This window comes from Mesoflavibacter zeaxanthinifaciens subsp. sabulilitoris (assembly GCF_014191595.1).
GTDB lineage: Bacteria > Bacteroidota > Bacteroidia > Flavobacteriales > Flavobacteriaceae > Mesoflavibacter > Mesoflavibacter zeaxanthinifaciens.
In genome coordinates this window covers 452281-477863 of the sequence record NZ_JACHWV010000001.1, presented here as the reverse complement: position 1 = coordinate 477863, position 25583 = coordinate 452281, and the positions used below count along the sequence as shown (strand labels likewise).

Genomic DNA, 25583 nt, shown 5'->3' with positions numbered 1-25583 from the left:
TAGTATTACTATCGGTTTTGAAATTAGTTAACTATAAATTAACTTTTCCCTTGTTACTTAGACTTTTAAAAGTTGAATTATCTGGAAATTCAAAAATTTCTAAATCAAAATAAGGTACTGCTGCTAAAAAGTGATCAAATAAATCACTCATAACATACTCGTAATTTTGCCAACGCTTATCTTTACTAAAGCAATAAATTTCTATAGGAATACCTTCTGCAGTAGGTTGTAGTTGTCTTGCCATCAATAACATTTGGTCATTTATCGCAGAGTGTTGTTCTAAATAGGTTTGTATAAATTTTCTAAAAACACCTACATTAGTTAGATTTCTACCATTAATTAATAAAGACTTATCTGCATTGTTAGCTGTATTATATTGCTCTATTTTTTGTTGCATATTAGTTAGGTAGCTTTCTATAATTTGAATACCTTTTAAACGCTCTATATCTTCATCAGTTAAGTATTTAATAGAATTTTGCTTGATTAACATATGTCTTTTAATACGTCTACCATCAGAATTTGTCATACCACGCCAGTTCTTAAAAGAATCTGAAATCATGGCATAAGTAGGTATTGTGGTTATGGTATTATCCCAGTTTTGTACTTTAACCGTTGCTAGATTAATTTCGGTTACTTCACCATCTGCACCATATTTTTCAAAAGTTATCCAGTCTCCAATTCTAACCATATCATTTATAGCGACTTGAATACTTGCTACAAAACCTAAAATAGTGTCTTTAAAGATTAATAAGATAATGGCAGATATTGTACCAAATCCTGCTATAAACTTTGTTAACGACAACTCTATTACAACAGCTATTGCTAATAAAATACCAGCAGACCAAGCAAAAATCATAAAGACCTGTATATAGCTATCTATTGGTTTATCTTTAAGTCTTGGCAGAGTTTTAAAATAACTTTTTAAAGTATTTAATAAGCTTCTAACTATCCAAAGACCTAAAATTATAGCAATGATTGTAGTTATTTTTTCAAGAACAATATGAAGGTTTTCAAAGTCATGAAAAACAATCGGAATACTCTCATGCACTAAATATAAAGCAGGCACATGCGCCGTATTAGCAGGAACACGATTAGAAATTAATAAATCGTCAAAATTAGATTTTGTAGTAGAAGCAATTCTTGCCGAAATAAATCTTAGAATCGTTCTTACAATCAAATCGACAATAAATATACCTACCAAAGCTATTACAAATAGCATAAGCATATTCATGTATTTTGCAGAAGTGTCTGTAAAACTTAATTCTTTAAAATAATTGTAAAAAAAGTGTTGATATTTATTCATGTTGATTGTTTGTAACAAGCAAAAGTACAGAGTTTTTGATTATTTAAACAACTAAATAAATTAAAGATACGTTAAAGTATTTCTGGTAAATTTTCTAATAAAGCTACATCTCCAGATTTCATATTTTCTAGAAGAATATTACCAATTCTAACGCGGACTAATCTTAATGTAGGAAAGCCAACAGCGCTAGTCATTTTTCTAACTTGTTTAAATTTACCTTCTGTTAAAGTTATAGATATCCAAGTAGTTGGTCCATGTCTCTCGTCTCGTATTTTTTTAGTACGTTGCGGTAGGTTAGGAGTAGATTCTAAAATTTTAGCTTTACAAGGTTTTGTATCGTATTTCTTTCCGTCAAAACCAATTTTGACTCCAGTTTGTAAATCTTGTATCGCTTTCGAGGAAATTGCGCCATCAACCAAAGCATAGTATTCTTTTTCTATTCCAGATTGGTTAATGTGATTACTCAATTTTCCATCGGTAGTTAATAGTAATAAACCTTCACTTTTTTTATCTAATCTGCCAATTGGCATTGTACCATCTGTAAATGTACCAAGCTCTGATAAAAAGCGTTTTTTTTGCTCATGCTTAGCATTGCTGTCAAACTGACTAAGCATTCCATAAGGTTTATATATTTTAAAGTGTTGGTGTTTAGTTTTCATTTAAAATTTTAAAAACCAACTCTTTAGTTAGTTGCTGTCCTTTTGCTTTCTCCCTAATTAAATCGTAGCTAAACCTGAAATCGCAACCATTTTTATAGTCGCTACAACCGTAAGCGGTTTTTCCTTTTATAATTGTACCTTTTTTACATTTAGGACAAGTTTTTTCTTCTACATTTGTTTTTGTCGCTTTCGCGGAAATTTCTTTTTTAGGCTCTAATTTTAATTTAAAATTATCATCAAAACGAAGCAAACCTTCAACAGAAGCCTCATTAACCTTAAATCCTTTTAGGTTTACAGTAGATCCTTTATCTAATAAGCGTTTGTATTGATTTTCTGATATTTTTTTTGAAGCATATTCAAAAGGTAAAACAAAATCACAATCTTTTCCATATAATGTGCAACCGTAAGCCGATTTTCCTTTTAATAATTGTCCTTTTTTACATTTTGGACATGTTTTACCTACAATACCTTTTTTTGAAGTTTTTTTAGATGGTGATTTGCTGGCGTTGGCTGGTTTATTATTAGTATAACTTAATTTAGCTTGAACCTTTTCTGTTCTAACTTCGTACACCAAATGGTCTACCATTTTTTTCATGTTATTGATAAATGCTACAGCGCTATATTCACCTTTTTCTATGTCTTTTAGTTGTTTTTCCCAAAGACCTGTTAGTTCTGCAGATTTTAATAATTCATTTTGAATTAAATCAATCAACTGAATACCGGTAACCGTTGGCAATACCTGTTTTTTATTACGTTTTATGTATTTACGTCTAAACAGCGTTTCAATAATATTGGCTCTTGTAGATGGACGACCAATACCATTTTCTTTCATTAAATCACGTAACTCGTCATCATCTACTTGTTTACCTGCGGTTTCCATTGCACGAAGTAATGATGCTTCCGTAAATTGTTTTGGTGGCTTGGTTTCTTTTTCTAAAAAAGAAGGTTCATGCGGACCTTTTTCGCCTTTTTCAAACGTGGGCAAAATGCCAGTTTCTTTAGTTGGTTTGTCATTTGTTTCAAAAACAACACGCCAACCTTTTTCAAGAATTTCTTTACCTGTAGTTTTAAAGTTTACAGCTTCTGCTTTACCAATTACGGTTGTGTTTGAGACTTTACATTCTGGATAAAATACCGCTATAAAACGTTTGGTAATAATATCGTAAACCTGTTGCTGATTGTACTGCAAATTGGTTTGTACACCTGTTGGAATTATCGCATGGTGATCGGTTACTTTAGCATCGTCAAAAACCTTTTTAGATTTTTTAATTTTTTGACCTAAAAGTGGCTGAATTAATTGACTGTAATTAGTCAAGTTTTTCAAAATCCCTGGTACTTTAGGATAAATATCGTTTGGAAGAAATGTAGTGTCTACACGTGGATAGGTTACCACTTTCATTTCATATAACTTTTGAACTATTTTTAAAGTTTCTTCTGCCGAAAAGCCAAATTTTGTATTGCAATACACTTGTAAACCTGTTAAATCAAACAGTTTTGGAGCAAATTCATTTCCTTTCTTTTTAGTGATGCTTACAATTTCAAAATCGTGTTCTTTAACAATGTTAGCTAATTTTTCGCCATCTTCCATTTTAAGAAAACGTCCTTCTTCGTAGCTAAATAATGTATCACGATAAAGCGTTTGTAGTTCCCAATAAGGTTGTGGTTTAAAGTTTTCTATTTCTTTCCAACGGTTAACAACCATGGCTAGCGTTGGTGTTTGCACACGACCAATAGATAAAACTTGTTTGTAACCACCATATTTTACGGTGTATAAACGCGTAGCATTCATCCCTAAAAGCCAATCGCCAATTGCTCTAGAAAACCCAGCATAGTATAAGTTATCGTATTTTGTGCTAGCTTCTAATTTTTCAAAACCTTCTTTTATGGCTTCTGTGGTAAGAGAAGATATCCATAATCGTTTAACTTCACCTTTATAATTGGCTTGGTCTAAAACCCAACGTTGTATTAATTCTCCTTCTTGACCGGCATCACCACAATTTATTACAACGTCTGCTTTATCAAATAAGGATTTTACTATTTTGAATTGTTTTTTAATACCAGAATCGTTTGATACTTTGGTTTCAAACTTATCAGGTAACATGGGTAAGTTGTTTAAATCCCAACTTTTCCAATAGGGTTTATAATCGTTAGGTTCTTTTAGTGTGCATAAATGACCAAACGTGTAAGTTACCGCATAACCATTACCTTCAAAGTAGCCATCACGTTTGGTTTTGGCGCCTAAGACTTGAGCAATTTCTCTTGCTACACTAGGTTTTTCGGCTATACAGACTTTCATTTAGATTAAAAAATTTAGTGTTGCAAATTAAATGAAATTGTTAAGTTTTGGAAGGAGTTTTATGACTAAGTTATTAACGGTTAATCACCACCAAACCATAAAACTTTTTTTAATTTCTCCGTTTGGAAATTTTAACCAAAGCATTGGCGCGTATTTTTCTTTATAGAATGTTTTTAATTGAGGAAGCATTTGCTCATAGTTATTCCAGTTTACATTTGGGTTTACATCTACTAACCAATCTAATTTTTTAGGAATATAAAATTTACAGTGTTTAAAATTTTCTAAGTTATTATAGTTGAAATAAAAGCCATAAACACAATCATTATTTAGTGTTTTAAGCATGATATTTTTGCTATAAGGCATAAAAATTTGAGCTTTGAAATAGATTTTCTGTTTTATATCTACTGGTTTTAGATTTAGTTGTTCTAAGTAAGGTGTTGTTGTGTTAGAATAGAGTAGTGGTAATTGCTTGTCTTTTAGCTTTTTTAGTTTTTGTGCTAAAGTATCTTTACGGTTTGGTCCAATACAATGCTCAATTTCTGTCTCTCCAACAGTGGTGTCAAAAAGGTAGAATTTATATTGAATTTCTAGATGAAATGGCTTCTCTTCATCCAAATAAATAGCATCAATCTCTCCAATTGTTACTTTATTTTTATTTATAACTTGAAGGTTTTCTGATAATAATTTGATTGATTTAAATTGTTTTAACTCTTCAAAAACAAAATGCTCTACTAATTGTCCTAGTCTTAACTTTTTAGTTATCAGCTTTGTAAAAACAAATTGTTGTGGTAAGGTTTTAGTAAAAGGTGTAATCCCAAAAACTTCAGAGTTAAATAAATGTGGTGTATTAAAAAAACCACTAAAGTTATCTTTATAATTTTCAATTATTCTTGTCATATTAAGGGATAAATGTAATCAATAAATTTTTTTCGCTAATTATTCGTCATAAGTCTATTATCATTGTATTTTTGCACATCTTAAATTTTATAGAACTATTAATTAATGTCAGTCCAAACACAAGAATTACAAGAACGTACAGAAGGGAAAAGTTTATATAATTATCAAAAAGGAGCTATAGACAAGATTTTTACTTGTTTTGAAGAAGCACCAGATAATTATCACTTGCTTTATCAATTACCAACCGGTGGTGGTAAAACAGTAATCTTCTCTGAAATTGTTAGACAATATCTTAAAACTAGAAAAAAACAAGTTTTAGTAATGACGCATCGTATAGAGCTTTGTAGACAAACCTCTAGAATGTTGTCTGAGTTTGGTGTGTCAAACAAAGTTATAGATAGTAAAGCAGATTTAAGTGATCAAGGTGACTATAATTGTTTTGTAGCAATGGTAGAAACTTTAAATAACCGTTTAAATGATAATAAACTTGATATTTCAGATATAGGTTTAGTTATTATTGATGAAGCACATTATAATAGTTTTACCAAATTATTTAAGTTTTTTGATAATTCATTTATACTTGGTGTTACAGCAACACCATTAAGTAGTAATATTAACCTTCCTATGAAGGATAATTATAATGAATTAATTGTAGGAGAAACCATACAATCTCTTATAGAAAATGAATTTTTAGCACGTGCCGAAATCTATAGCTATAATGTAGGTTTAACATCTTTAGTTGTTGGTGCTAATGGTGATTATACTGTAAAATCTTCAGAAGATTTATATACCAATACAGACATGTTAACTAAGCTTTTACAAGCTTATGAAGAGCGTTGTAAAGGTAAGAAAACATTAATATTTAATAACGGTATTAATACATCTCTGCATGTTTACGATACCTTTAGACGTGCTGGTTATAAAATTGCTCATCTTGATAATAACAATACAAAAAAAGAGCGTAAAGCTATTTTAAAATGGTTTAAAGAAACACCAGATGCTATCTTAACGTCTGTAAGTATCTTAACTACTGGTTTTGATGAACCTACAGTAGATTGTATCATGCTAAACCGTGCGACAAAATCATTAACATTATACTATCAGATGATTGGTCGTGGATCTCGTATTTTAGATAAAAAAGACAAGTTTACCGTTATAGATTTAGGTAATAACGTACATCGTTTTGGGGCATGGGGCGCAGATTTAGATTGGCATAAAATTTTCCGTTCTCCAAACTATTATTTAGATGGTATTTTAAGTGATGAAGAACTTGAAAATAATTTTAAATACGAAATGCCAGATGACATGCGTGAGCAGTTTAAAAACTCAGAGCATGTATATTTTGATATCAAAAAAACCTATATAAACTCAATTAGAGCAGGAGAAAGCTCTAAAGTAGTATTAGAACGCTCTATCGCACAGCATGCTCATATTTGTGTAGAAAATAGTGAAGATATGTGGGACGCCTTAGCTTTAGCAAAGCTTTTAGGAGATGATATTGATTACAGAATTGGTAGATACACAAAATGTATTAGTAAAAGTACACATAACTTTGTAGATTGGCTTAAAGACGATTACCGTAAAAAATTAAATGCTAAAATAAGATCTGAATTTGACGAGATCTATGAAGAAATTCATGGTTTTCCTCCTCCAGAAGAAGAATAAATTAATATATTAACAAGTCTAACGACTACAAATAAAACAATATGACTTTTAAAGACTTAGGCTTAGATAAAAATTATACAAAATCTTTGAAAGAGATTGGTATTAAAACACCAACCGAAATTCAAGAACAAGCCATACCTATATTATTAAGCAGTAATACAGACTTTGTTGGTTTAGCCCAAACAGGTACTGGTAAAACTGCAGCTTACGGTTTACCTTTACTACATAAAGTTGACCCTAAAAAAAGTCATGTTCAAGCATTAGTCTTATCTCCAACTCGCGAGTTAGTTCAACAGATAAAAAAACAACTTTTTAAGTTTACTAAGTATAATACAAACCAAACTTTTGTAGAACCTGTTTATGGTGGAGAAAAGATAGATATACAACTTAAAAATTTAGCGCGAACTACACATGTTATTGTGGCTACTCCTGGTCGTTTAGTAGATTTAATGCAGCGTGATGCTGTAGATTTATCTAACATTAAAACAATTGTTTTAGACGAAGCAGATGAAATGCTAAGCATGGGTTTTAAAAACGATTTAACAACTATACTAAACGCTATAAAAAGCAAAAAAAATACTTGGTTGTTTAGTGCTACAATGTCTAAAGATTTAAAAGATATCGTAAAAAGATACATTGCAGATAATGCTATCCGTATTGAAATTGACAGAAATAGTATTGTCAATAAAAATATAAGCCACTTCTTTATAGAAACTTCAATTCATCAAAAAGCAAGTACAATCATGCAAATTTTAGATGAAAGAGCAGAAGAACGTGGTATCATTTTCACACGTACTAAAGCAGGAGCACAAGCTTTAAAGCATCAATTACAAGTAGAAGGTTTTAATGTAGATGCATTAGAAGGCGATATGACCCAAAAAGATAGAGATAAGGTTATGCGTTCTTTTAAAAACGAATCTTTACAATTTTTAATTTCTACAGATGTATCGGCTAGAGGTATAGATGTTAATGATGTTAGTTTTATTATCCATCATCAACTACCAGAACATTTAGAATATTATACACATCGTAGTGGTAGGACAGCAAGAGGCGGTAAAAAAGGAGTTTCAATTGCTTTAATTTTACCAAGTGAACACAGCGAGGTGACTAAGGTAGAACAAGCACTAGGTATAAAAATGAAACAAATAACAGTTTAATAATATAGCAAAAAAAAGCGACCTATTTGGTCGCTTTTTTTATAGTTATGTATTAATGATGGGTTTTCATTTTACCCTTTCGTTTAGCTAATTGATTATCTAATTCTCTAACAGCTTCACTTACACTTTTATGAAAAGTATCTTTACTGTCTTTAGCAAATAATCTAGGTCCTGGAGCACTTAATCTAATACTAGATATCATTCCTGTTTTATCATCACTAGTATTTTCTACTTTAAAAAAAACATCAGCTCTAACTAAAAATTCATACTTATTAAAAAGTTTTTGAACTTTTTCTGTTGTGTATTCTTCTAAAGCCTTACTAGCCTTTACATTGTCATATTCAAATTTTATATCCATATTGTTTTGGTATTAAAGTTCCTTTTAAAGATAATTAAAATAGATTTTTTTTCATATCGTTTTATTAAAAATTTATGACAATTAAATATTGTTTACCTTTAGACTTCAATCAAATATATAATTTAATGAGACTCTTAAAAACTTTATCCGTTTTGTCTGTATTTGCATTTATCTCATGCAACAATTCAGACTCAAAAACGCAAGTATCTAAAGCAGATACTGCTGTAGATTTTAAAATTGATTATGAAAAATTCACTTTAGATAATGGCTTAGAAGTTATTCTTCATGAAGATCATTCAGATCCAATTGTTGCTGTTGCAACCATGATGCATGTTGGATCTAACCGAGAAAAACCAGGTAAAACAGGATTTGCACACTTTTTTGAACATATGAGTTTTAACGACTCTGAAAATGTACCTGTAGGCGCTAACAGAAAAATGATTCCAGAATGGGGCGGAAGCCGTAATGGAGGAACATGGAGTGACGGTACCGTATATTACGAAGTGGTGCCAAAAGACGCTTTTGAAAAAATATTATGGATAGATTCAGACCGTTTTGGATACATGATTAATACGGTAACCAAAGAGGCTTTAGAGCGTGAAAAACAAGTTGTAAAAAATGAAAAACGTCAACGTGTAGATAACTCTCCTTATGGATATACAGATGAAGTTATTAGAAAAAATTTATATCCAGAAGGACATCCTTACAGTTGGACAGTAATAGGGTCTTTACCAGATTTGCAAGCAGCCACATTAGAAGATGTTAAAGAGTTTTATAATCAATACTATGGCGCAAGTAATGCATCTTTAGTAATTGCAGGTGATATTGATGTTGAAGAAACTAAAAAACTAGTAAAAAAATGGTTTGGAGAAATACCAAGCGGACCAGAAGTTGAAGAGTTAAATTTTGAACCTGTTAAATTAGATAGTGTTAAAGCATTGTACTTTGAAGATAACTTTGCAAAATTACCAGAATTACGTATGGTAATCCCTACAGTTAAAGAATATCATGAGGACACTTATGCTTTAAATATTTTAGGACAAATATTAAGCGGAAGTAAAAAATCGCCTTTATATAATGTTATTGTAGAAGAAGAAAAATTAGCTCCAGGAGTTAGCTCTTACCAAAGCAGTAGTGAACTTGCAGGAGAATTTGTATTTAGAGTTCGTGCAAATGCCAATACAGATTTAGATAGCGTAAAAGTTGCTATAGAAGAAGGCTTAAAACGTTTTGAATCAAATGGTGTAAATGAAAAAGAATTAAAACGTATTAAAGCAGAGCTAGAAACACAGTTATATCAAGGTGTTAGTACGGTTTTAAATAAAGCATTTCAATTAGTGCAAGATAACGAGTTTGGTGGTGATCCAAGCTACATTACAAAAACAGCAAATTTAACTAACGCTGTTACTGCAGAAGACATTATGCGTGTATATAATAAATACATTAAAAACAAAAACTACTTAATGACCAGTTTCGTGCCTAAAAACCAAATAGACTTGGCAGTAACAAATAGCAAAGAAGCAGAAGTTTGGATTGAAGAAGTAAAGCAAAACGTTGCTAACGAAGAAGTAAGTCAAGGAGAAGAAGCTGTTTACGAAAAAACACCAAGTAAATACGATAGAAGTGAGCCACCTTTTGGAGAATTACCAGTATTTAAATCTCCAGACATTTGGAAAGGTCAATTAGCTAACGGTATGGATTTATATGGTATAGAAAATACAGAAGTTCCATTAGTTCAGTTTGATATTACAATTCCAGGCGGACAACTTTTAGACCCAAAAGGAAAAGAAGGTGTTGCTAGCTTATTTAGTGATGTAATGATGCAAGGTACTGCAACAAAATCTCCTGCAGATTTAGAAGAAGCTATTGGATTGTTAGGTGCTAATATATATATGTATAGCAGTGATGAAGATTTTCATATCGCTGGATCATGTTTAACTAAAAACTTTGAAGAAACTATTAAGCTAGTTAAAGAGATTATCTTAGAACCACGTTGGGACGACAAAGAATTTGACCGTCTAAAACAAGCTTTAGAAACAAATTTAAAAGGACGTGAAGCTAATCCAAATGCTATTGCAAGCAATGTTTACAGTCAATTGTTATATGGCGAAGATAGCCGTTACGGTATCCCAAGTTCTGGTACTTTACAAAGCACTAAAGACATTACTATGGAAGACATGAAAAGTTATTACAAAAATTTAGTACCAAGTCAAGCTACTTTCCATATTGCTGGAGATGTTAATAAAGACGAAACTGTTGCAGCACTTCAACCATTAAACCAATGGAAAGGAGTAGCGGTTTCTATTCCAGAAGCTGATGTTAAAACAAATGACACTGCAGGAAAACTATATTTTGTAGATGTTCCAAACGCAAAACAATCTGTATTATATATAGGTAAACTAGCCTTATCTGGTAAAGATGAAGATGCTAATAACTTAGATTTTGCTAACGAAATTTTAGGTGGAGGCTCTAGCGGAAGGTTATTCCAAACCCTAAGAATTGGTAAAGGATATACTTACGGTGCATATTCTAGTATTTCGCAAGCTAATATTATTAGTCCATTTACAATCAGAACAAGCGTACGTGCTAATGCTACTTTAAAATCTTTAGAAATTATTAAAAATATGGTTAAAGATTATGAAAATAGCTTTTCAGAAAATGAAGTAGAACTTACTAAAAACAAAATCTTAAAAGGAAACACAAGAGCATACGAAAGTTTAGGTGCACAATTAGGCATTTTAAGACAAATAAGTAAATACGATAGAGCAGAGGATTACCTTGATAAAAATCAAGAAGAGTTAATTAACATGACACTGCAAGACTACAAGTCAATTATTAATAAATATATGGATGAAGAAGACTTAACTTATTTAGTCGTTGGTGATAAAGCTACACAGTTTGAAGAAGTTAAAAAGCTTGGTAAACCTGTTATAGAACTTGATATTTATGGTAATAAGCTATAACCATAAAATATATTAGTAAAAAGGCGCAACTTAGGTTGCGCCTTTTTTTTATTTCTAAATATTAATAACTGTTAAACCTTTATAGTTAAATATTAAAGTTTGCTTAAATGATTTGACAATGCCTTTAAATCAAAGTATATTATTGTAAACCAAAAAATTACAGTTATGAAAAAGATACTTACCATTTTAGCATTTTTAATTACCACATCAATTTTTGCACAAGATACTTTCACTCAAAAACATTCTGAAAAATTAGATAAAAGAGCTACAGAAATTGCTAAAGCATACGACAAACAATTAGAAATGACCACCAAACAATTTATGCTGTTTGAAAAGAAAGTAGAGGAGTTTTTAATAACAAGAAATAAAATAGAAAATAACTTCACAGGAAAAACCAAATTAGCCAAATTATACAATATGCAGCGTGAAGAAACTGCAGAAATGGCAGATATTTTAACATCAATTCAATTAGATGTTTATAAGCAGATTAAAGATGATATTCAGCCATTAGAAACCATTAATAAAAAATAAAAATTATGAAGTTACTTAAAACATCAAGTTTGCTTTTACTAGTCATTTTATTTATAAGTTGTAATAACACAGTAAATGGGCAAGTGCCTAAAACCGTAAAGACAGCTTTTAAAAATAAGTATCCAAGTGAAAAAAATCCGAATTGGGAAAAAGATTCACATGGAAATTTTGAGGCACATTTCAAAAAAGATGGAAAAAAATACCGTGCAGATTTTTCGCCTAAAGGAAATTGGATTGAAACAGAATTAAGCATTAATAAAGAAGATCTGCCGAAAGCAATCAAACAAGTAATTAACAACAAGTTTAAAGATGAAGATATAACAGAAGTAGAATATGTGCAAAGTGCAACAAAAGGCATATTTTATGATGTAGAATTTAAACAAAAAGGTAAAAATAAAGATGTAGAATTTAGAGAAAATGGACAAATCATTAATTAATTTATATGTCATTAAACTAATTTAAACACTCAACCTTTCAATATATACATATGTAAAACACTTATAAAATTAAGTTAAATCACTTGGAAATATTTTCCATGGTATTTATTTTTAATAAAAAATTTAAAACATGACTTTATATAACGATTACAATTTAAAAAACACAACGCTTAAAAATAGAATAGTAATGGCTCCGATGACGCGTTGCAGAGCAATAGATAATATTCCAAATGATTTAATGACAGAATATTACAGTCAAAGAGCAGGAGCAGGATTAATTATAAGTGAAGGAACTTCTCCTTCAGTCAATGGGCTTGGTTATGCGCGTATTCCTGGCGCTTTTAGTCCTGCACAAATTGAAGGCTGGAAACAAATAGCAAAAGGAGTACATAAAAATAACGGTAAAATTTTTGTACAACTTATGCATTGCGGAAGAATGGCTGTAGATGAAAATATTCCTGATGGTGGAGAAGTTTTATCTGCAAGTCCAATAAAAGCTGATGGCGAAATGTATACCGATACAAAAGGAATGTTGCCACATACTACACCAAGAGCAATGACATTAAAAGATATAGAAAGCACCCAAAACGAATTTGTTAATAGCGCTAAAAAATTAATAGATGCAGGAATTGATGGTATCGAATTACACGCTGCAAACGGCTATTTATTAGAGCAGTTTTTAAATCCAAAATCAAACGTTAGAGATGATAATTACGGTGGAAATTTTGAAAACAGAGCTCGTTTTGTGCTAGAGACAACAGAAAAAGTAGTTGCTGCTATTGGAAGTGATAAAGTTGGAATACGTGTTTCACCATACGGTGCTAACGGAGACGTACAGTATGACTATGACGATTTAGTAGAGCTATACAACTATTTGGCTTTAGAGCTTAAAAAACTAGATATAGCTTACATACATATTGTAGATCATACAGCAATGGGCGCACCAGAATTTAAAACAGATATTAAAGCAACCATTAAAGGAAGTTTCGCAGGTACTGTAATTTCTGGTGGTGGCGTTGTTAGTGAAGCAGATGCTCAAAAAGTTTTAAATGAAGGTATGGATTTAGTTTACGTTGGTAGACCATTTATATCAAATCCAGATTTAGTTGAAAGATTTAAAAATCATAAAGAATTACAAGACCCAAATCCTGATACGTTTTACACACCAGGAAAAGAAGGTTATACAGATTATTAAAAGTGAATCCCTTAGAATTTTATACGATTAATAGTTTAGATTAATTAGTTTTAAAACGCTTAGTGCAATCTAAGCGTTTTTTAATTCTTATAAATTATAATTATAGAGTACAAATATTAAATTTCTATTTTACATAATATAAATTATAGAACATTTGTAATAATTAGCGTAATAGCACGAAGTGCTATTTTACATAGTCATCGATATAATGTCTTTAGACTTATATCGTAAATGATTATTAAAGCTAAATATTTTCAATCCAAAATAAATATAATTGTCATTCCGTACTTAATGCGGAATCTATATCTTAAGATATAATAAATCAACTAATCAGTGAAACTATCATAAAATTTAATTTTAGAAATAATGTGATTTCTCACATTGTTCGAAATGACTTTAATAAATATAAAAAATAGTCATTTTTCATAATTCTCATAATTTTAATATTCTGTACAACTGACAATAAATTTTTAAATACGCGATTCTCAGCGATTAGAAAAATAGTAATTTAAAGGATTAATTATAACAAATCATTTTTTTTTATTAATTCTATTTTACATAATTATTATTTGTCATTTCGCACTAGATACAGAATTTATTTTTTTAGACAAATTTTATCATAAAAAAACGCTTTAGAATGTTCTAAAGCGTTTTTCATTATAAATCTAATTGTTGATAGATTCTTTTATTATGTGATTTCTCACTGCGTTCGAAATGACTAATAATATATTAGTTTATACCAACAACTTCTAAATCAAAGATTAAATCTTGACCAGCTAATGGATGATTAGCATCTATAACAATATGATCTTCATTAACTTCTGCTACACGTAATTGTTGTTGTGATCCATCTGGTGCAGATGCAACTAAGCCCATGCCAACTTCTGGAGTAATTTCTTTTGGTAATTCTTCTTTTGCTACTTTTTGAAACAATTCTGTACGCACATCTCCGTAAGCATCTGCTTTGGCTATTGTTACAGTTTTCTTTTCGTTAACTGCCATATCAATTAAAGCGTTTTCAAAACCAGGTATTAATTGTCCTTGTCCTAATTGTGCTTGTAACGGTTCTCTTTCTGCCGATGTATCAAACACTTGCCCATTGGTTAATTTACCTGTGTAATGTACTTTTACAGTATCGTTTGCTTTTACTTTACTCATAATTTTTGTTTATAATTTGTAAATAGTTACAAAGGTATGGCTCTTATATTGGTTTGACGAATAATTAAGAAATACTTTAGATTTTCAACGGTAGACCACTACTCCACTTCCAACTTATAACCAACACCATGTACGTTGGTTAGTTTAATACTTTGGTCTTCTTGTAGTTTTTTACGCAGTTTAGAAATGTAAGTATCCAAACTTCTACCAACTACAACACCATGGTCTTCCCAAACGCGTTTAGATAAAGTTTTGCGTTTAATAACTTGGTTTGGTTGTGCTATAAAAATGCTAAGAAGCTCGCATTCTTTTTTAGATAAAGTAATTACTTTAGCCTGTTTAATTAGCTTGTTTTGTTCTGGATAAAAGGTATAACTACCAATAGTTTTAGCATTTGTACTTATAGGTTGTCTTATTGCTTTGGGTTTAGATCTCAACTTTATAAACAATAATAATCCTATAATTAATAAGGCTAACGGTATAGTATAATAAGCAAAAGACGTTGTGGTTTTTATTGTATAAAAAGCTACGGTTATAGTGTAGCAATCTTGTTTTAAAGCTCTGCCGCTACAAGGTACAATACCTTGTTCTATATCTTGTTTCATTTGGTAGCTATACGCTACTTGGTTATCGCTACAACGCTGTACTTCGGTAATATAATTATTAGGTAAATTAGCTTTTTTAAAACTTGTTTTTACTTGCTGTACTAAACTATCAGGATGTATGCTTAACCGTGTATTAAATTGTAATTGGTAATGGTTATCGCCCAAATCTTGTATCGGCGGTACTACCGTTGTGCTGTCTTGATTACTTAATAATAGTTGGTGACCAACATCTCTTAAAGCTATTTTTACTACTTGGTTTGTTGCTGGTTCTTGTGTTTTTGTGCAAGATTGTAATACCATACTAACCAAAATTAGTACGATTATAGGTTTTAAAAATAGGCGAGTTAACTTCATAAGTATTGTAAATAACATACATTTTTATGAGATTTTACAACAGTTGACACTTCTTTTACACTTTTTTGACACTTTTAACGGCTTATCGCTATAGTTTTATAATATCAAATTTTTTAAATCTCATTAATCATTAAATTTAAAGTTATGAAAAAACAAATTTTAATCCTTGGTATAGTAATTATTGCGTTTGTATTAACAGCGTTTACCGTTTTTAAAAAAGACATTAAAGACGTTGCACCAACGCAAATAACCACTACTGAAACTGAAGACGTAATTTATGGACCTAAGGAACACGATCCAATTATTAAAAATGAAGTCTTTGAAGATTTTATCTATGAAATTGGCACACGTTTTATGCCCATTAAAAAATCAGTAGTCATTAATGCAAAAAAACTAAAAGATGTTTACGACATAGAAACACTAAACAGTATGAAAACTTTACAAGCTGTACGATTACTAAAAGTGGTTAACGATAGACAACAAGATTTAAATTTAGCCGGAACAACTACAACTTTTACTACAGAACAACTTAATTACTTACAAACGTTAGATTATGGCGACAATATTGTTTTTAGAACAGAATTTATAGATAAATATTCTGGCGGTTATAACTACTCTACACCACATCATACCATTGTACCTGACGTGCAAGCGCAATATTCTGAAGGTTTTAAAGCATTAAAAGCCTATTTTAAAGACCAAACCGAAACAGTTAGACAAGATGTTGATCCTAAACAGCTAAAAGCAGGTAAACTATACTTTACTGTAACCAAAACAGGAGATATTGAAAACATACATTTGGACCATAGTTCTAACTACCCAAAAGTTGATAGGCAACTTATTAAATTATTGAAAGATTTACCTAGTACTTGGACACCAGCAAAAGATGAAAACGGTAACACTGTTGACCAAGAGTTAGTTATTTCTTTTGGGTTAATGGGTTGTTAGATTTTTTCAAATAAAAAACCTCTTTAATTTTAAAGAGGTTTTTATTAATATTTTATGTAGTGTTATATTTTAGTAACGTTAACAGCATTCATGCCTTTCATACCTTTTTCTAGTTCAAAAGATACTTTGTCATTTTCAGCTATTTGACTTTTAAGTCCGCTTACGTGACAAAAATATTTTTCATTATTTTCAGAATCGATAATAAATCCAAAACCTTTAGATGTATCAAAAAAAGAGACTTTACCTTGTCTTATAGGATCTTCTTGTTCACCTTCTTCCTTTTTTGGTACACCAAGTACAATTTCTTCAGAATCTATTTTCTTTTTCATATCTGGATCTGGTGGTGTATCTACCAAATTTCCGTTATGATCTACATATGCAAATTGTATACCGTTAGAACCACCATTAGCTTCTTTTTCGGCTTTGCGAGCTTCCATTTTTTTACGTTTATCTTCTCGCTTTTTTAAACGTTTTTTTTCTTTTTCACTTTTGTTAAATGTTTGTTGTGATTTTGCCATTCGCGTATTTTAAGTTTTTAATTATTTCATTTAAAAGAAAGTAATTAATGCGATACGCTTAAAAATTCTGAATAGTTAGTGAAGTAAAGAATTAGAAAGAATTACTTGCTATAAATGAGTATACAAATATACGGTTAATTTATTTAATATTTTTTCGGTTAATTAAGTTTCAGGGTTTATTTTTGTTTAAAATTTTTTGAATGAGTTTACTTAGTATTTTCAGAATTATCGCCTTATTAGAAGGTGTATCTTATATATTATTACTTTTTATTGCAACACCTATAAAGTATTTTGCAAACGATCCTACATATGTTAAGCTTTTAGGTATGCCACATGGGTTATTGTTTGTAGCTTACATTGCTTTGGCTGTGTTGTTAAAACCAGAGCAAAAATGGAATAACCGTACGTTTTTAGTTGTACTTGTTGCTTCTTTAATTCCTTTTGGGACTTTTTACGTAGACAAAAAGTTTTTAGCTAAAAAAAAGTAGGCTTCTCTCCTACTTTTTTAATCGGTCTTTAACGTATTCTATTTGTGTTTTTCCGTGCGGTTTAGGTTTTCCATCTTCACCTAAATTTACCATAATAATATCTTCTACGGTAATAATAGTTTCGCGTGTACGCATATTACGTACTTCACATTTAAGTGTCAGCGATGTGCCACCAAACTTTTTAACATCAATACCAATCTCTACAATATCACCTTCGGTTGCTTTACTCATAAAGTTAATTTCACTCATGTATTTAGTAACCACTTTATTGTTTTCTAATTGTACTATGCTGTAAAGTGCTGCTTCTTCATCAATCCAAGCTAGTAATTTACCACCAAACAAAGTACCGTTTGGATTTAAGTCTTCTGGTTTTACCCATTTTCTTGTATGAAATCTCATAGGCTAAAATAAATTTTGTTGTTGAGCTTCGTTAGGGACTTTTAATTGAGCGCCTAATTCTGCATTTAATTGTTTTATAAAATATGCTGAAAGTAAAGGTGATTCTTTTTCAATGTTTTGATGTATAAAAAAGTCTATCTCTTTAATTCCTTGTGTTTTCCAAGTTTTTAATCGTTTTATCCAATCGTCAAGTCGTGTATAATCTGTAGGGTGATTAGCGCCAACGTAACGCACAAAAGCAGTTGGGTTGGTTAATCGCATATGCATTAAATCGCGTCTTCCAGCTGTATCAACAATAACATTTGATATGTTATTAGTTTCTAAAAGTTGAAATAACTCTTCTGAAACAGTTGGATCGTTATACCAATCTGTATGTCTAAACTCTACTGCTAAGGGAATTTCTTTTGGCCAATCTTCAATAAAATTAACAACACGATTAAAATCTTTTGGCGCAAAATTATTATGCATTTGCAAAAAGATAGTGCCTAACTTTTCTTGTAAATTTACTGCAGAATATAAATAGTTATCTACAACTTCTTTAACTTCGTTAAGACGTTTCCAATGACTAATTTCTTGATTTAGCTTAGGAAAAAACTTAAAATTTGATGGTGTTTTTTCTCTCCATTTCTTAAATTGTTCTGGTGGGAAAATACGGTAAAATGTAGCGTTAAGTTCTATACTATTAAATTGTGAAGAATAATACTCCAATTCGTCTTTTGTGCCTTTTGGATAAAAACCCTTAAGATCTGCTCTGTTCCACTTAGCACAGCCAACATAAATTTCTGGTTCATTATCATCTTTAACTAAATTAAGCACACGTTTTGTGTCTTTATGGTCATTAGGTAAAGTAAAATCTATATCTTCTGGGTTAGTAACGCTTCCAAATTTCATTTAATACATATTTACTTCAAAATTACAATTTATAGATTGTTAATAAGACCGTTAAAAACAATTTTTTACTATGTCTGTATTACTATTTTTTATCGATAATTTTAATAAAATTACTATCATGACTACACGAGATCAACAACTGTTAACTGCAAGACCAATTATTGAAAGTATTATTATTAATGAAACAATGAGTAGTGAAGAACGCTTTCAAAATGAAACGTTAAGACCAGTAATTAAATTGCAAAATGATTTATTTATTGAGGTTTTTAGAAACTACATTGCAAAACATAAAAATGTATTTTATCAATTGACATTAGAAAAGCGTTTAAATTATATTGAAAATGCTATACATAAAGACATTAAGTTTAGAAACAGCCTTAAAGGTATGGTGATTGGTCAATTTACAGTAGATGAATATTTGACGTATATAAAAAACTCGTCTTCGCTAAATAAACGTATGATGAATATTGTAAAACAACGTTTACAAAGTAATATTCAATTATTTGAAAAGCCTAAATATTTATCTGCGGTTTAATTGAGGTTAATCAATTATTGATATTCCATTTAAATCTGTTGTTAAGACATCGCTCATATAATCAAAAAATGGACGAATGGCTTTAAATGCTGTATCTACTTCATTTATAAAGTTATCTGATAAAACTTGATTGTCTGTAAACGGTTTAGTAAAAATATACTGTTTACGACGAATTAAGTCTATTGCTGGATGTTCTTTATCAAATCCTTTTGGTGCTGTTTTAAGGCTGTCTCCTTTAAAATCTCCCCAAATAGTTGAAAAGCTTTTATCGTTTAAAATATCGCGCATCTCTTGATCGTCTATTTCAAACTCTTTTCTAATGCGTAGTAAATCTTCTTTATTTGGATCCCAAAACCCTGTAGCAATAAAACTTTCGTTATTTGGCTGAATATGAATATAATATCCACCTCTAAGTTTAGGTTTTACACGATTAAAGGAACAACCAAAATGGGTTTTATAAGGTTGTTTGTTTTTAGAAAACCTTACATCTCTATATATTCTAAACTGCTTTAACTTATCTACTTGGTCATGTTTATTAATTAGAGTAAATAATTCCTCATTAAACGCTTTTACTTCCTTTTCTATAGTTTTAAATTCTGGTTTTCTTTCATTAAACCAATCTCTATTATTATTTTTTTCTAGTTGTTTTAAAAATGTGAATACGTGTTTAGATATAGTCGATTTCATTAAGATTTAATTTTTATTAAAATTACAAAAAAACCTCAGTTTAAACTGAGGTTTTTTTGTTTCATAGCAATTTATGTAGTTATTAATCTACTGCATCTTCTACATCATCTGCAACATCTTCTACAGTATCTTCTACTTTTTCTCCTGTAGATTTTTCTTCTCTACAAGATGTAAATGCTGCTGCTAATGAGAACATTAAAATAAATGCATAAATAGATTTTTTTAAAGTAAATTTCATAATATTTGGTTTTAAGTGGTTAATATTTATTGCTCATCAGTCATTTCTTCGACTTCTGCTTTGCTTTCTTCTTTAACTTCTTCAATTTCATCTTCTACGTCTTCCATTGCATCTTTAACATCGTCTGAAGCTTCATCAATGTCGTCTTGCATTTCATCCATAGTTTCTTCAATTTTTTCTTCTGGTGTTTTCTTTTCTTCTCTACAACTTGTAAACACTGTGGTTAGTGAGAACAAGATTAAGAAGGTGTATACTAATTTTTTCATCATTTTTTGGTTTTTATTGGTTAATAAATAGAACTAATCAGCTAGCTTATTTTTGCTTCTAAATTATTTTAAGTAACTGATTAGTTGACTAGTATTTATCTAGTTGCTCCTCTTAATAGTGATACTACAAATAATACTAAAAAGACAAAGAATAAGATTTTAGCAATTCCTGCAGCTGCTCCTGCAACGCCTCCAAATCCTAAGATTCCGGCTATAATTGCGATAATGATAAATGTGATTGTCCAACGTAACATAATTTTTTGGTTTTAAATGGTTATTAATAAACTAACAGCACTTTGCTTTTAGTTGTTAGAGAATTGTTTCTCTAAATTTTGTGCTTCAAATGATAATTTATTATCAAATTGAAGTGTTCTGATAGGGAACGGAATGTTAATGTCCGCTTTATCGTATGCTTTTTTAATTTCTATAATTGCTGTACTTTTTGCTCTTAATTTTTCTAGAGCATTTTCGGCATCAATCCAGAATCTGCATAAATAGTTGATTGAACTTGATCCGTATTCTGTAAAATAAAACTCTACATCTTCTGGTTTTTCTATCTGATCAAAAGTATTACAGATTGTTTCTTTAGTTAATTGCTCTACTTGTTCTAAATCCGACTCATATCCAACACCGCACTCTAAAAACACTCTCATTTTTGTAGTTAGTGTGTAGTTTTTTAGTGGATTTTCTAAAATCTTTTTATTAGGAATAACTACAATGTTATTATCTGCTTCTTTTAAGGTGAAATCTTTAAGGTTAATATCCATAACTTCTCCAGAAAATCCATTGGTCTCTACCCAATGTCCTATTTGTATTTTCTTTCTAAAAGACAATACAATACCCGCAAAGGTGTTAGATAATGTACCTTGTAATGCTAATCCAATTGCTAATCCAGCAACACCAGCACCAGCTAATAATGAGGTTAATGTTTTACTAAGATTTAATATACCTAAGGCTAAAAATAATCCAGCTAATACTACAACTACTGCAGAAATGCGTCCTACCATATTAGTTATAGAGTTTTGTTCTACTCTTCTAGCCATTAGCTTGCTTACATATTTGTTTACATATTTTGAAACAAAATATGCGGCAAATAATACTAAGATTGCTAAAATTAAGTTTGGTATATTGGTTACTATTATATTAAACCAGCCTTCTAATTTATCTATCAATAAATTATATGCTTCGGATAATTGATCTTTCATAATGTTAAATTTTTAAGGTTAGTACTGTATCTAAATTGCTAAAATATTAGCTAGCTACTGCTTCTTCCTTTAATTGCTCTGTAGACTTTTTTGTCCAAGCATTTAACATCCAGCTGGTTTTTTCTAATTCTCTTATATATGCACCAACTAAATCAATTGTACCTTCATCTCCTGCATTTTCAGCAGAATCTATAACACTAGACATTTGCGCTAAAATAATTTTGTGGTCGTTTAAAAGAGTTTCTATCATTTTTTGGTCAGAAATCATAGCGCTTTCCTCCTGTACAGTAGCTATTTTAATGTAATCACTAAATTTACTAACAGGATGATGTCTAAGTGTTAAAATTCGCTCAGCTATTTCATCAATTTTAATTTGTGCGTCATTATACATGTCTTCAAACTGTTCATGTAGGTCAAAAAAGTTTTTTCCTAATATATTCCAGTGAAAACTTCTTAGTTTTTGGTAGTACATATGATAGTCAGATAATAATGTATTTAAATCCATTACTACTGGTAATAATTTTTCATCTTGCATATTCAAATAACTCATAATCAATATTATATTTTGGGTTGTTTATTTTGTTTAACAGTTCTAAATTACAATTAAACAATATTGATTACTAGCCATTTAACTAGCTTTAACTAATAGCTTAGCCTTTTAACATAAAATTGTGTTAAGAAAAAAAGAAGGTGTTAAAAGGATTAACAGTTTAATCAAACTCTAACTTATGAAGAATAAGTCCAGATGCAGGAGCTACATAATCTATAGCAACAGTGTTTTCGGGTGTTAAGCTAGATTTAATGTCGTTTAAAGTAAGTTCTCCTCTACCTAAATTGATTAATGCACCCATCATTAATCGTATTTGATTACGCATAAAACCTTTACCTCTAACACGAAGCATATATGTCTTTTCCGGAAAGAAATTTGCAGAGTAAAGTGTGTTTTCTACGATTTCGCAAGTATCAATTTCTCTTTCGTAAACACCATGATCTGTTGGTCTAAAACAATAGCTTTTTAGATAATGTCTACCTTCAAAAAGTTTTGCGCCTTCTTTCATCACTTCAATATTCAACGGATCTAAAATAGTAGTCATTATTGGTGCACAAAACGGATGAAATTTACCACCAAATGCAAAAATGTATATGTATTCTTTTGTTTTTGAAGATTGAATAATATTAAATTTATTATCTACTTCTTTTATAGATTTAGCACGAATGTCTTGAGGTAAATTGTAATTAAATAGCTCTAAAAACGCTTTAAAATCTTCAATAGGTTCTTCTAAAAACAACTCAAAAGCAGCGTTTTCTGCACTAACCATAGCATCAGTACGACCAGAAACTAAGGTTTTAAATGGTTTTTTATTTAAAATGAAATTTAAAGTACGATCTACCATTAAATGTAACGTCTTTACATTGGGTTGTTTTTGCCAACCGTGAAAACGATAGCCTAAGTATTGAATGGTGATAACGTAAAAAAATTTCTTTTTCATAATTAATGCCGAAAATAAGTTATTACATTTCAATTGGCAAAAATTTTATAAATTGTATATCATTAAAAACTAACTAAATTTTAAAATTATGACAACAACCACACAAAAACCTCCAATTTGGTTCTGGGTAATAAGCGTTATTGCTTTAATATGGAATGCAATGGGCGTATTAGCTTATATTGGACAAGCATTTTTAACCGAAGAAGCTATCGCAGCAATGCCACCAGAACAACAAGAAATTTATAGTATAGATTTTCCTGCTTGGTATACTGCTGCATTCGCAATTGCTGTTTTTGCTGGATTTGGAGCATGCATCCTATTATTATTGAGAAAAAAACTAGCTAACATCTTTTTTATAGTTTCTTTTATTGCTGTAATCGTTCAATCTATTTACACGTTTTTCATGTCACCAATCTCAGATAAAATGTCTGGATTTGATACAAGTATGTCAATTTCAATACCTATAATAGCTATTCTATTAATAGTATTTTCAAATAAAGGAATTGCAAAAGGTTGGCTTAAGTAATAAGTTTTAACTCCCATAAAAAAGCATTAGAAATTTCTAATGCTTTTTATTTATTAATAAATCTTAGATTTGTTTATCAACATTTATAATTATGGTTTTATCTACTTTAGATTGGGTAATAATTGTCTTTTTTTTAATTCTATTTGCAGGAATAGGAATTTTTGTTTCTAAACAAGCCGGGAAAGACACAAAATCATTTTTCTTATCAAGCCGAAACATGCCTTGGTGGTTACTTGGTGTAAGCATGGTTGCAACAACATTTGCTGCAGATACACCTGGATTAGTAACCGAATTGGTTAGGACCAACGGTGTTTCTGGAAACTGGGTTTGGTGGGCAATGCTACTAACCGGTATGTTAACCGTATTTTTTTACGCTAGATTATGGCGCAAAAGCGGAATAACAACAGATCTAGAGTTTTACGAGTTACGCTATAGCGGAAAAACGGCTAGTTTTTTACGCGGATTTAGAGCTATTTATCTTGGTGTTATTTTTAATATCATTACTATGGCTGGCGTATGTTTGGCTGGTGCAAAAATTGCAAATATTTTATTAGGAATATCACAAGAAGAAATGCTACTTTACGCTTCTATCATTGTAGTTGTTTATTCAACATTAGGAGGATTAAAAGGTGTGTTGATTACTGATTTCATACAATTCATTATTGCAATGGTTGGAAGTATTTGGGCTACAATATACATAGTTAACATCCCTGAAATTGGTGGAATAGAAAATCTTTTAATCAATGAAAATGTAGTAGATAAATTAGCATTCTTTCCTGATTTTAGTAACACAGAAGCATTAATTACTTTACTTATTATTCCGTTAGCAGTACAATGGTGGAGCACGTGGTATCCTGGTGCAGAACCTGGTGGCGGTGGTTATATTGCACAACGTATGCTAGCTGCTAAAAACGAGAAACACGCGACTTGGGCAACTCTATTTTTTAATGTAGCACATTATGCAATTCGTCCTTGGCCTTGGGTTGTGGTTGGTTTGGCTTCAATTGTTGTTTTTCCTAATTTAAATTCTATTTCAGAAACCTTTCCCAACCTTACAAAGCAAATGCAAGGTCACGATGTAGCTTACGCAGCAATGATGACGTATTTACCTGCTGGATTAATTGGTATTGTTTTAACATCGCTAATTGCAGCGTTTATGAGCACTATTTCGACTCAATTAAATTGGGGAAGTTCTTACATAGTAAACGATTTTTACAAACGATTTCTAAAACCAGAAGCTACGGATAAAGAGCAGGTTTTAGTTGGACGTATCTCTACAGTATTATTGATGTTATGTGCTGCATTATTTTCATTTTATTTACAATCGGCAGCAGATGTATTTAATTTATTACTTCAAATTGGTGCTGGAACAGGATTACTTTTTATTTTGCGTTGGTTTTGGAGCAGAATTAATCCGTACAGTGAAATTGCAGCTATGGTAATCTCGTTTTTAATTGCTGTTTTCTTCTTTGTAAACGGAAAATTAGATACACCAATGGTAACAATTGCTGGACATTGGCAATTAGTTTTAGGTGTAGTAATTACGACTTTTGGTTGGATTATCGTGACTTTACTAACACAACCTACAGATGCAAAAACTTTAGCTACTTTTAATGCTCTAATTTTTGGTAACGAATCAAAATTTAAAGGATTTGGCAACAAAACAATTAGTTTTTTCTGTGGTGTTTTTGGTGTATATGCGTTATTATTTTCAATTGGAAGTTTTATTTATGGCAATACCTTAAAAGGATTTGTTTTATTAGTTATTACAACTGTTTTAGGAATTATTATTTATAAATTGAATAAGTTTTAAT

At 30.4% G+C, this 25583-nt stretch carries 28 protein-coding genes; 11 read left to right on the top strand and 17 right to left on the bottom strand.

Going from position 1 to position 25583, the window contains the following annotated elements; genetic code table 11:
* Positions 1–31: 31 nt before the first annotated feature.
* From FHS04_RS02270 to FHS04_RS02255, 4 genes are all read right to left on the bottom strand, one after another.
* A complete protein-coding gene (locus tag FHS04_RS02270; RefSeq protein ID WP_106677717.1) occupies positions 32–1303 on the bottom strand; it encodes a mechanosensitive ion channel family protein in 1272 nt (423 codons plus the stop codon).
* 71 nt (positions 1304–1374) lie between these two features.
* Positions 1375–1962, bottom strand: a complete 588-nt coding sequence (locus FHS04_RS02265) for a pseudouridine synthase (RefSeq protein WP_106677719.1) — start codon at positions 1960–1962, stop codon at positions 1375–1377.
* Positions 1952–4258, bottom strand: coding sequence for a type IA DNA topoisomerase (locus FHS04_RS02260; protein ID WP_106677721.1), 2307 nt, complete (start codon positions 4256–4258; stop codon positions 1952–1954). The genes FHS04_RS02265 and FHS04_RS02260 overlap by 11 nt, the downstream gene beginning before the upstream one ends.
* Before the next feature lie 84 nt (positions 4259–4342).
* Positions 4343–5155 (bottom strand): DUF1853 family protein, encoded by an 813-nt coding sequence (locus tag FHS04_RS02255; protein WP_106677723.1) that lies wholly within the window; start codon positions 5153–5155, stop codon positions 4343–4345.
* A 105-nt stretch (positions 5156–5260) separates the two neighbouring features.
* On the opposite strand from FHS04_RS02255, the gene FHS04_RS02250 reads away from it, so the two are divergent.
* Together FHS04_RS02250 and FHS04_RS02245 are read left to right on the top strand one after the other, a co-directional pair.
* Positions 5261–6820 (top strand): DEAD/DEAH box helicase, encoded by a 1560-nt coding sequence (locus FHS04_RS02250; protein ID WP_106677725.1) that lies wholly within the window; start codon positions 5261–5263, stop codon positions 6818–6820.
* A 41-nt stretch (positions 6821–6861) separates the two neighbouring features.
* A complete protein-coding gene (locus tag FHS04_RS02245; RefSeq protein ID WP_106677727.1) occupies positions 6862–7977 on the top strand; it encodes a DEAD/DEAH box helicase in 1116 nt (371 codons plus the stop codon).
* A 52-nt stretch (positions 7978–8029) separates the two neighbouring features.
* Here the strand turns inward: FHS04_RS02245 and hpf are convergent, their stop codons facing one another.
* Entirely contained in the window at positions 8030–8335 is a 306-nt protein-coding gene (gene hpf, locus FHS04_RS02240) for a ribosome hibernation-promoting factor, HPF/YfiA family (protein WP_027879009.1), read from the bottom strand.
* A 125-nt stretch (positions 8336–8460) separates the two neighbouring features.
* On the opposite strand from hpf, the gene FHS04_RS02235 reads away from it, so the two are divergent.
* The 4 genes from FHS04_RS02235 to FHS04_RS02220 all read left to right on the top strand — a co-directional run bounded on the left by FHS04_RS02235 (position 8461) and on the right by FHS04_RS02220 (position 13461).
* Positions 8461–11298, top strand: coding sequence for a M16 family metallopeptidase (locus FHS04_RS02235; RefSeq protein WP_106677731.1), 2838 nt, complete (start codon positions 8461–8463; stop codon positions 11296–11298).
* Between the two features lie 165 nt (positions 11299–11463).
* Entirely contained in the window at positions 11464–11829 is a 366-nt protein-coding gene (locus FHS04_RS02230) for a hypothetical protein (RefSeq protein ID WP_106677734.1), read from the top strand.
* A 5-nt stretch (positions 11830–11834) separates the two neighbouring features.
* The gene (locus FHS04_RS02225; RefSeq protein ID WP_106677737.1) at positions 11835–12266 is read left to right on the top strand and encodes a PepSY-like domain-containing protein; all 432 of its coding nucleotides are present in this window, start codon (positions 11835–11837) and stop codon (positions 12264–12266) included.
* A 130-nt stretch (positions 12267–12396) separates the two neighbouring features.
* Positions 12397–13461 carry an alkene reductase gene (locus tag FHS04_RS02220; protein ID WP_106677741.1) on the top strand — a complete coding sequence of 355 codons (1065 nt, stop codon included), beginning with the start codon at positions 12397–12399 and terminating at the stop codon, positions 13459–13461.
* 729 nt (positions 13462–14190) lie between these two features.
* Here the strand turns inward: FHS04_RS02220 and FHS04_RS02215 are convergent.
* Complete coding sequence (locus tag FHS04_RS02215; protein WP_027879004.1) at positions 14191–14619, bottom strand: FKBP-type peptidyl-prolyl cis-trans isomerase; 429 nt, start codon at positions 14617–14619, stop codon at positions 14191–14193.
* A 98-nt stretch (positions 14620–14717) separates the two neighbouring features.
* Positions 14718–15524, bottom strand: a complete 807-nt coding sequence (locus tag FHS04_RS02210; protein ID WP_181256110.1) for a helix-turn-helix domain-containing protein — start codon at positions 15522–15524, stop codon at positions 14718–14720.
* A 198-nt stretch (positions 15525–15722) separates the two neighbouring features.
* Between FHS04_RS02210 and FHS04_RS02205 the strand changes: the two genes are divergently transcribed.
* Entirely contained in the window at positions 15723–16526 is an 804-nt protein-coding gene (locus tag FHS04_RS02205) for an energy transducer TonB (protein WP_106677747.1), read from the top strand.
* Between the two features lie 62 nt (positions 16527–16588).
* Here FHS04_RS02205 and FHS04_RS02200 read toward each other — a convergent pair whose 3' ends face one another.
* Positions 16589–17044 carry a cold-shock protein gene (locus FHS04_RS02200; RefSeq protein WP_027879000.1) on the bottom strand — a complete coding sequence of 152 codons (456 nt, stop codon included), beginning with the start codon at positions 17042–17044 and terminating at the stop codon, positions 16589–16591.
* A gap of 200 nt (positions 17045–17244) precedes the next feature.
* Here FHS04_RS02200 and FHS04_RS02195 point away from each other — a divergent pair, with 200 nt between their 5' ends.
* Complete coding sequence (locus FHS04_RS02195) at positions 17245–17532, top strand: DUF3817 domain-containing protein (protein WP_106677750.1); 288 nt, start codon at positions 17245–17247, stop codon at positions 17530–17532.
* A 9-nt stretch (positions 17533–17541) separates the two neighbouring features.
* Here the strand turns inward: FHS04_RS02195 and FHS04_RS02190 are convergent, their stop codons facing one another.
* On the bottom strand, positions 17542–17931 hold the full coding sequence (locus FHS04_RS02190) for an acyl-CoA thioesterase (RefSeq protein ID WP_027878998.1): 390 nt from the start codon (positions 17929–17931) through the stop codon (positions 17542–17544).
* A 3-nt stretch (positions 17932–17934) separates the two neighbouring features.
* Positions 17935–18822 (bottom strand): DUF72 domain-containing protein, encoded by an 888-nt coding sequence (locus tag FHS04_RS02185; protein ID WP_106677753.1) that lies wholly within the window; start codon positions 18820–18822, stop codon positions 17935–17937.
* Positions 18823–18940: 118 nt separating this feature from the next.
* Here FHS04_RS02185 and FHS04_RS02180 point away from each other — a divergent pair, with 118 nt between their 5' ends.
* Positions 18941–19357 carry a glyoxalase gene (locus FHS04_RS02180; protein ID WP_106678297.1) on the top strand — a complete coding sequence of 139 codons (417 nt, stop codon included), beginning with the start codon at positions 18941–18943 and terminating at the stop codon, positions 19355–19357.
* Positions 19358–19363: 6 nt separating this feature from the next.
* Here the strand turns inward: FHS04_RS02180 and FHS04_RS02175 are convergent, their stop codons facing one another.
* From FHS04_RS02175 to FHS04_RS02145, 7 genes are all read right to left on the bottom strand, one after another.
* Positions 19364–20044, bottom strand: a complete 681-nt coding sequence (locus tag FHS04_RS02175) for a DUF2461 domain-containing protein (RefSeq protein ID WP_106677757.1) — start codon at positions 20042–20044, stop codon at positions 19364–19366.
* Between the two features lie 82 nt (positions 20045–20126).
* On the bottom strand, positions 20127–20282 hold the full coding sequence (locus FHS04_RS02170) for a hypothetical protein (RefSeq protein WP_169558268.1): 156 nt from the start codon (positions 20280–20282) through the stop codon (positions 20127–20129).
* Between the two features lie 26 nt (positions 20283–20308).
* Entirely contained in the window at positions 20309–20548 is a 240-nt protein-coding gene (locus tag FHS04_RS02165) for a DUF2746 domain-containing protein (RefSeq protein WP_027878993.1), read from the bottom strand.
* Between the two features lie 95 nt (positions 20549–20643).
* A complete protein-coding gene (locus FHS04_RS02160; protein ID WP_027878992.1) occupies positions 20644–20802 on the bottom strand; it encodes a DUF1328 family protein in 159 nt (52 codons plus the stop codon).
* A gap of 48 nt (positions 20803–20850) precedes the next feature.
* Positions 20851–21753 (bottom strand): mechanosensitive ion channel family protein, encoded by a 903-nt coding sequence (locus FHS04_RS02155; RefSeq protein WP_027878991.1) that lies wholly within the window; start codon positions 21751–21753, stop codon positions 20851–20853.
* A 46-nt stretch (positions 21754–21799) separates the two neighbouring features.
* Positions 21800–22303, bottom strand: coding sequence for a Dps family protein (locus FHS04_RS02150; RefSeq protein ID WP_027878990.1), 504 nt, complete (start codon positions 22301–22303; stop codon positions 21800–21802).
* Positions 22304–22463: 160 nt separating this feature from the next.
* Complete coding sequence (locus tag FHS04_RS02145) at positions 22464–23243, bottom strand: tRNA pseudouridine synthase A (RefSeq protein WP_106677760.1); 780 nt, start codon at positions 23241–23243, stop codon at positions 22464–22466.
* An 88-nt stretch (positions 23244–23331) separates the two neighbouring features.
* Between FHS04_RS02145 and FHS04_RS02140 the strand changes: the two genes are divergently transcribed.
* Together FHS04_RS02140 and FHS04_RS02135 are read left to right on the top strand one after the other, a co-directional pair.
* Complete coding sequence (locus FHS04_RS02140; RefSeq protein ID WP_106677762.1) at positions 23332–23769, top strand: hypothetical protein; 438 nt, start codon at positions 23332–23334, stop codon at positions 23767–23769.
* A 91-nt stretch (positions 23770–23860) separates the two neighbouring features.
* Entirely contained in the window at positions 23861–25582 is a 1722-nt protein-coding gene (locus FHS04_RS02135; protein WP_106677764.1) for a sodium:solute symporter family protein, read from the top strand.
* The last annotated feature ends 1 nt before the right edge of the window (position 25583 follow it).

What these genes read in the sequence shown, in the direction of transcription:
- FHS04_RS02270 (WP_106677717.1), bottom strand. Translation starts at nt 1,303, where the DNA reads ATGAATAAATATCAACACTTTTTTTACAATTATTTTAAAGAATTAAGT.
- FHS04_RS02265 (WP_106677719.1), bottom strand. Translation starts at nt 1,962, where the DNA reads ATGAAAACTAAACACCAACACTTTAAAATATATAAACCTTATGGAATG.
- FHS04_RS02260 (WP_106677721.1), bottom strand. Translation starts at nt 4,258, where the DNA reads ATGAAAGTCTGTATAGCCGAAAAACCTAGTGTAGCAAGAGAAATTGCT.
- FHS04_RS02255 (WP_106677723.1), bottom strand. Translation starts at nt 5,155, where the DNA reads ATGACAAGAATAATTGAAAATTATAAAGATAACTTTAGTGGTTTTTTT.
- FHS04_RS02250 (WP_106677725.1), top strand. Translation starts at nt 5,261, where the DNA reads ATGTCAGTCCAAACACAAGAATTACAAGAACGTACAGAAGGGAAAAGT.
- FHS04_RS02245 (WP_106677727.1), top strand. Translation starts at nt 6,862, where the DNA reads ATGACTTTTAAAGACTTAGGCTTAGATAAAAATTATACAAAATCTTTG.
- hpf (WP_027879009.1), bottom strand. Translation starts at nt 8,335, where the DNA reads ATGGATATAAAATTTGAATATGACAATGTAAAGGCTAGTAAGGCTTTA.
- FHS04_RS02235 (WP_106677731.1), top strand. Translation starts at nt 8,461, where the DNA reads ATGAGACTCTTAAAAACTTTATCCGTTTTGTCTGTATTTGCATTTATC.
- FHS04_RS02230 (WP_106677734.1), top strand. Translation starts at nt 11,464, where the DNA reads ATGAAAAAGATACTTACCATTTTAGCATTTTTAATTACCACATCAATT.
- FHS04_RS02225 (WP_106677737.1), top strand. Translation starts at nt 11,835, where the DNA reads ATGAAGTTACTTAAAACATCAAGTTTGCTTTTACTAGTCATTTTATTT.
- FHS04_RS02220 (WP_106677741.1), top strand. Translation starts at nt 12,397, where the DNA reads ATGACTTTATATAACGATTACAATTTAAAAAACACAACGCTTAAAAAT.
- FHS04_RS02215 (WP_027879004.1), bottom strand. Translation starts at nt 14,619, where the DNA reads ATGAGTAAAGTAAAAGCAAACGATACTGTAAAAGTACATTACACAGGT.
- FHS04_RS02210 (WP_181256110.1), bottom strand. Translation starts at nt 15,524, where the DNA reads ATGGTATTACAATCTTGCACAAAAACACAAGAACCAGCAACAAACCAA.
- FHS04_RS02205 (WP_106677747.1), top strand. Translation starts at nt 15,723, where the DNA reads ATGAAAAAACAAATTTTAATCCTTGGTATAGTAATTATTGCGTTTGTA.
- FHS04_RS02200 (WP_027879000.1), bottom strand. Translation starts at nt 17,044, where the DNA reads ATGGCAAAATCACAACAAACATTTAACAAAAGTGAAAAAGAAAAAAAA.
- FHS04_RS02195 (WP_106677750.1), top strand. Translation starts at nt 17,245, where the DNA reads ATGAGTTTACTTAGTATTTTCAGAATTATCGCCTTATTAGAAGGTGTA.
- FHS04_RS02190 (WP_027878998.1), bottom strand. Translation starts at nt 17,931, where the DNA reads ATGAGATTTCATACAAGAAAATGGGTAAAACCAGAAGACTTAAATCCA.
- FHS04_RS02185 (WP_106677753.1), bottom strand. Translation starts at nt 18,822, where the DNA reads ATGAAATTTGGAAGCGTTACTAACCCAGAAGATATAGATTTTACTTTA.
- FHS04_RS02180 (WP_106678297.1), top strand. Translation starts at nt 18,941, where the DNA reads ATGACTACACGAGATCAACAACTGTTAACTGCAAGACCAATTATTGAA.
- FHS04_RS02175 (WP_106677757.1), bottom strand. Translation starts at nt 20,044, where the DNA reads ATGAAATCGACTATATCTAAACACGTATTCACATTTTTAAAACAACTA.
- FHS04_RS02170 (WP_169558268.1), bottom strand. Translation starts at nt 20,282, where the DNA reads ATGAAATTTACTTTAAAAAAATCTATTTATGCATTTATTTTAATGTTC.
- FHS04_RS02165 (WP_027878993.1), bottom strand. Translation starts at nt 20,548, where the DNA reads ATGAAAAAATTAGTATACACCTTCTTAATCTTGTTCTCACTAACCACA.
- FHS04_RS02160 (WP_027878992.1), bottom strand. Translation starts at nt 20,802, where the DNA reads ATGTTACGTTGGACAATCACATTTATCATTATCGCAATTATAGCCGGA.
- FHS04_RS02155 (WP_027878991.1), bottom strand. Translation starts at nt 21,753, where the DNA reads ATGAAAGATCAATTATCCGAAGCATATAATTTATTGATAGATAAATTA.
- FHS04_RS02150 (WP_027878990.1), bottom strand. Translation starts at nt 22,303, where the DNA reads ATGAGTTATTTGAATATGCAAGATGAAAAATTATTACCAGTAGTAATG.
- FHS04_RS02145 (WP_106677760.1), bottom strand. Translation starts at nt 23,243, where the DNA reads ATGAAAAAGAAATTTTTTTACGTTATCACCATTCAATACTTAGGCTAT.
- FHS04_RS02140 (WP_106677762.1), top strand. Translation starts at nt 23,332, where the DNA reads ATGACAACAACCACACAAAAACCTCCAATTTGGTTCTGGGTAATAAGC.
- FHS04_RS02135 (WP_106677764.1), top strand. Translation starts at nt 23,861, where the DNA reads ATGGTTTTATCTACTTTAGATTGGGTAATAATTGTCTTTTTTTTAATT.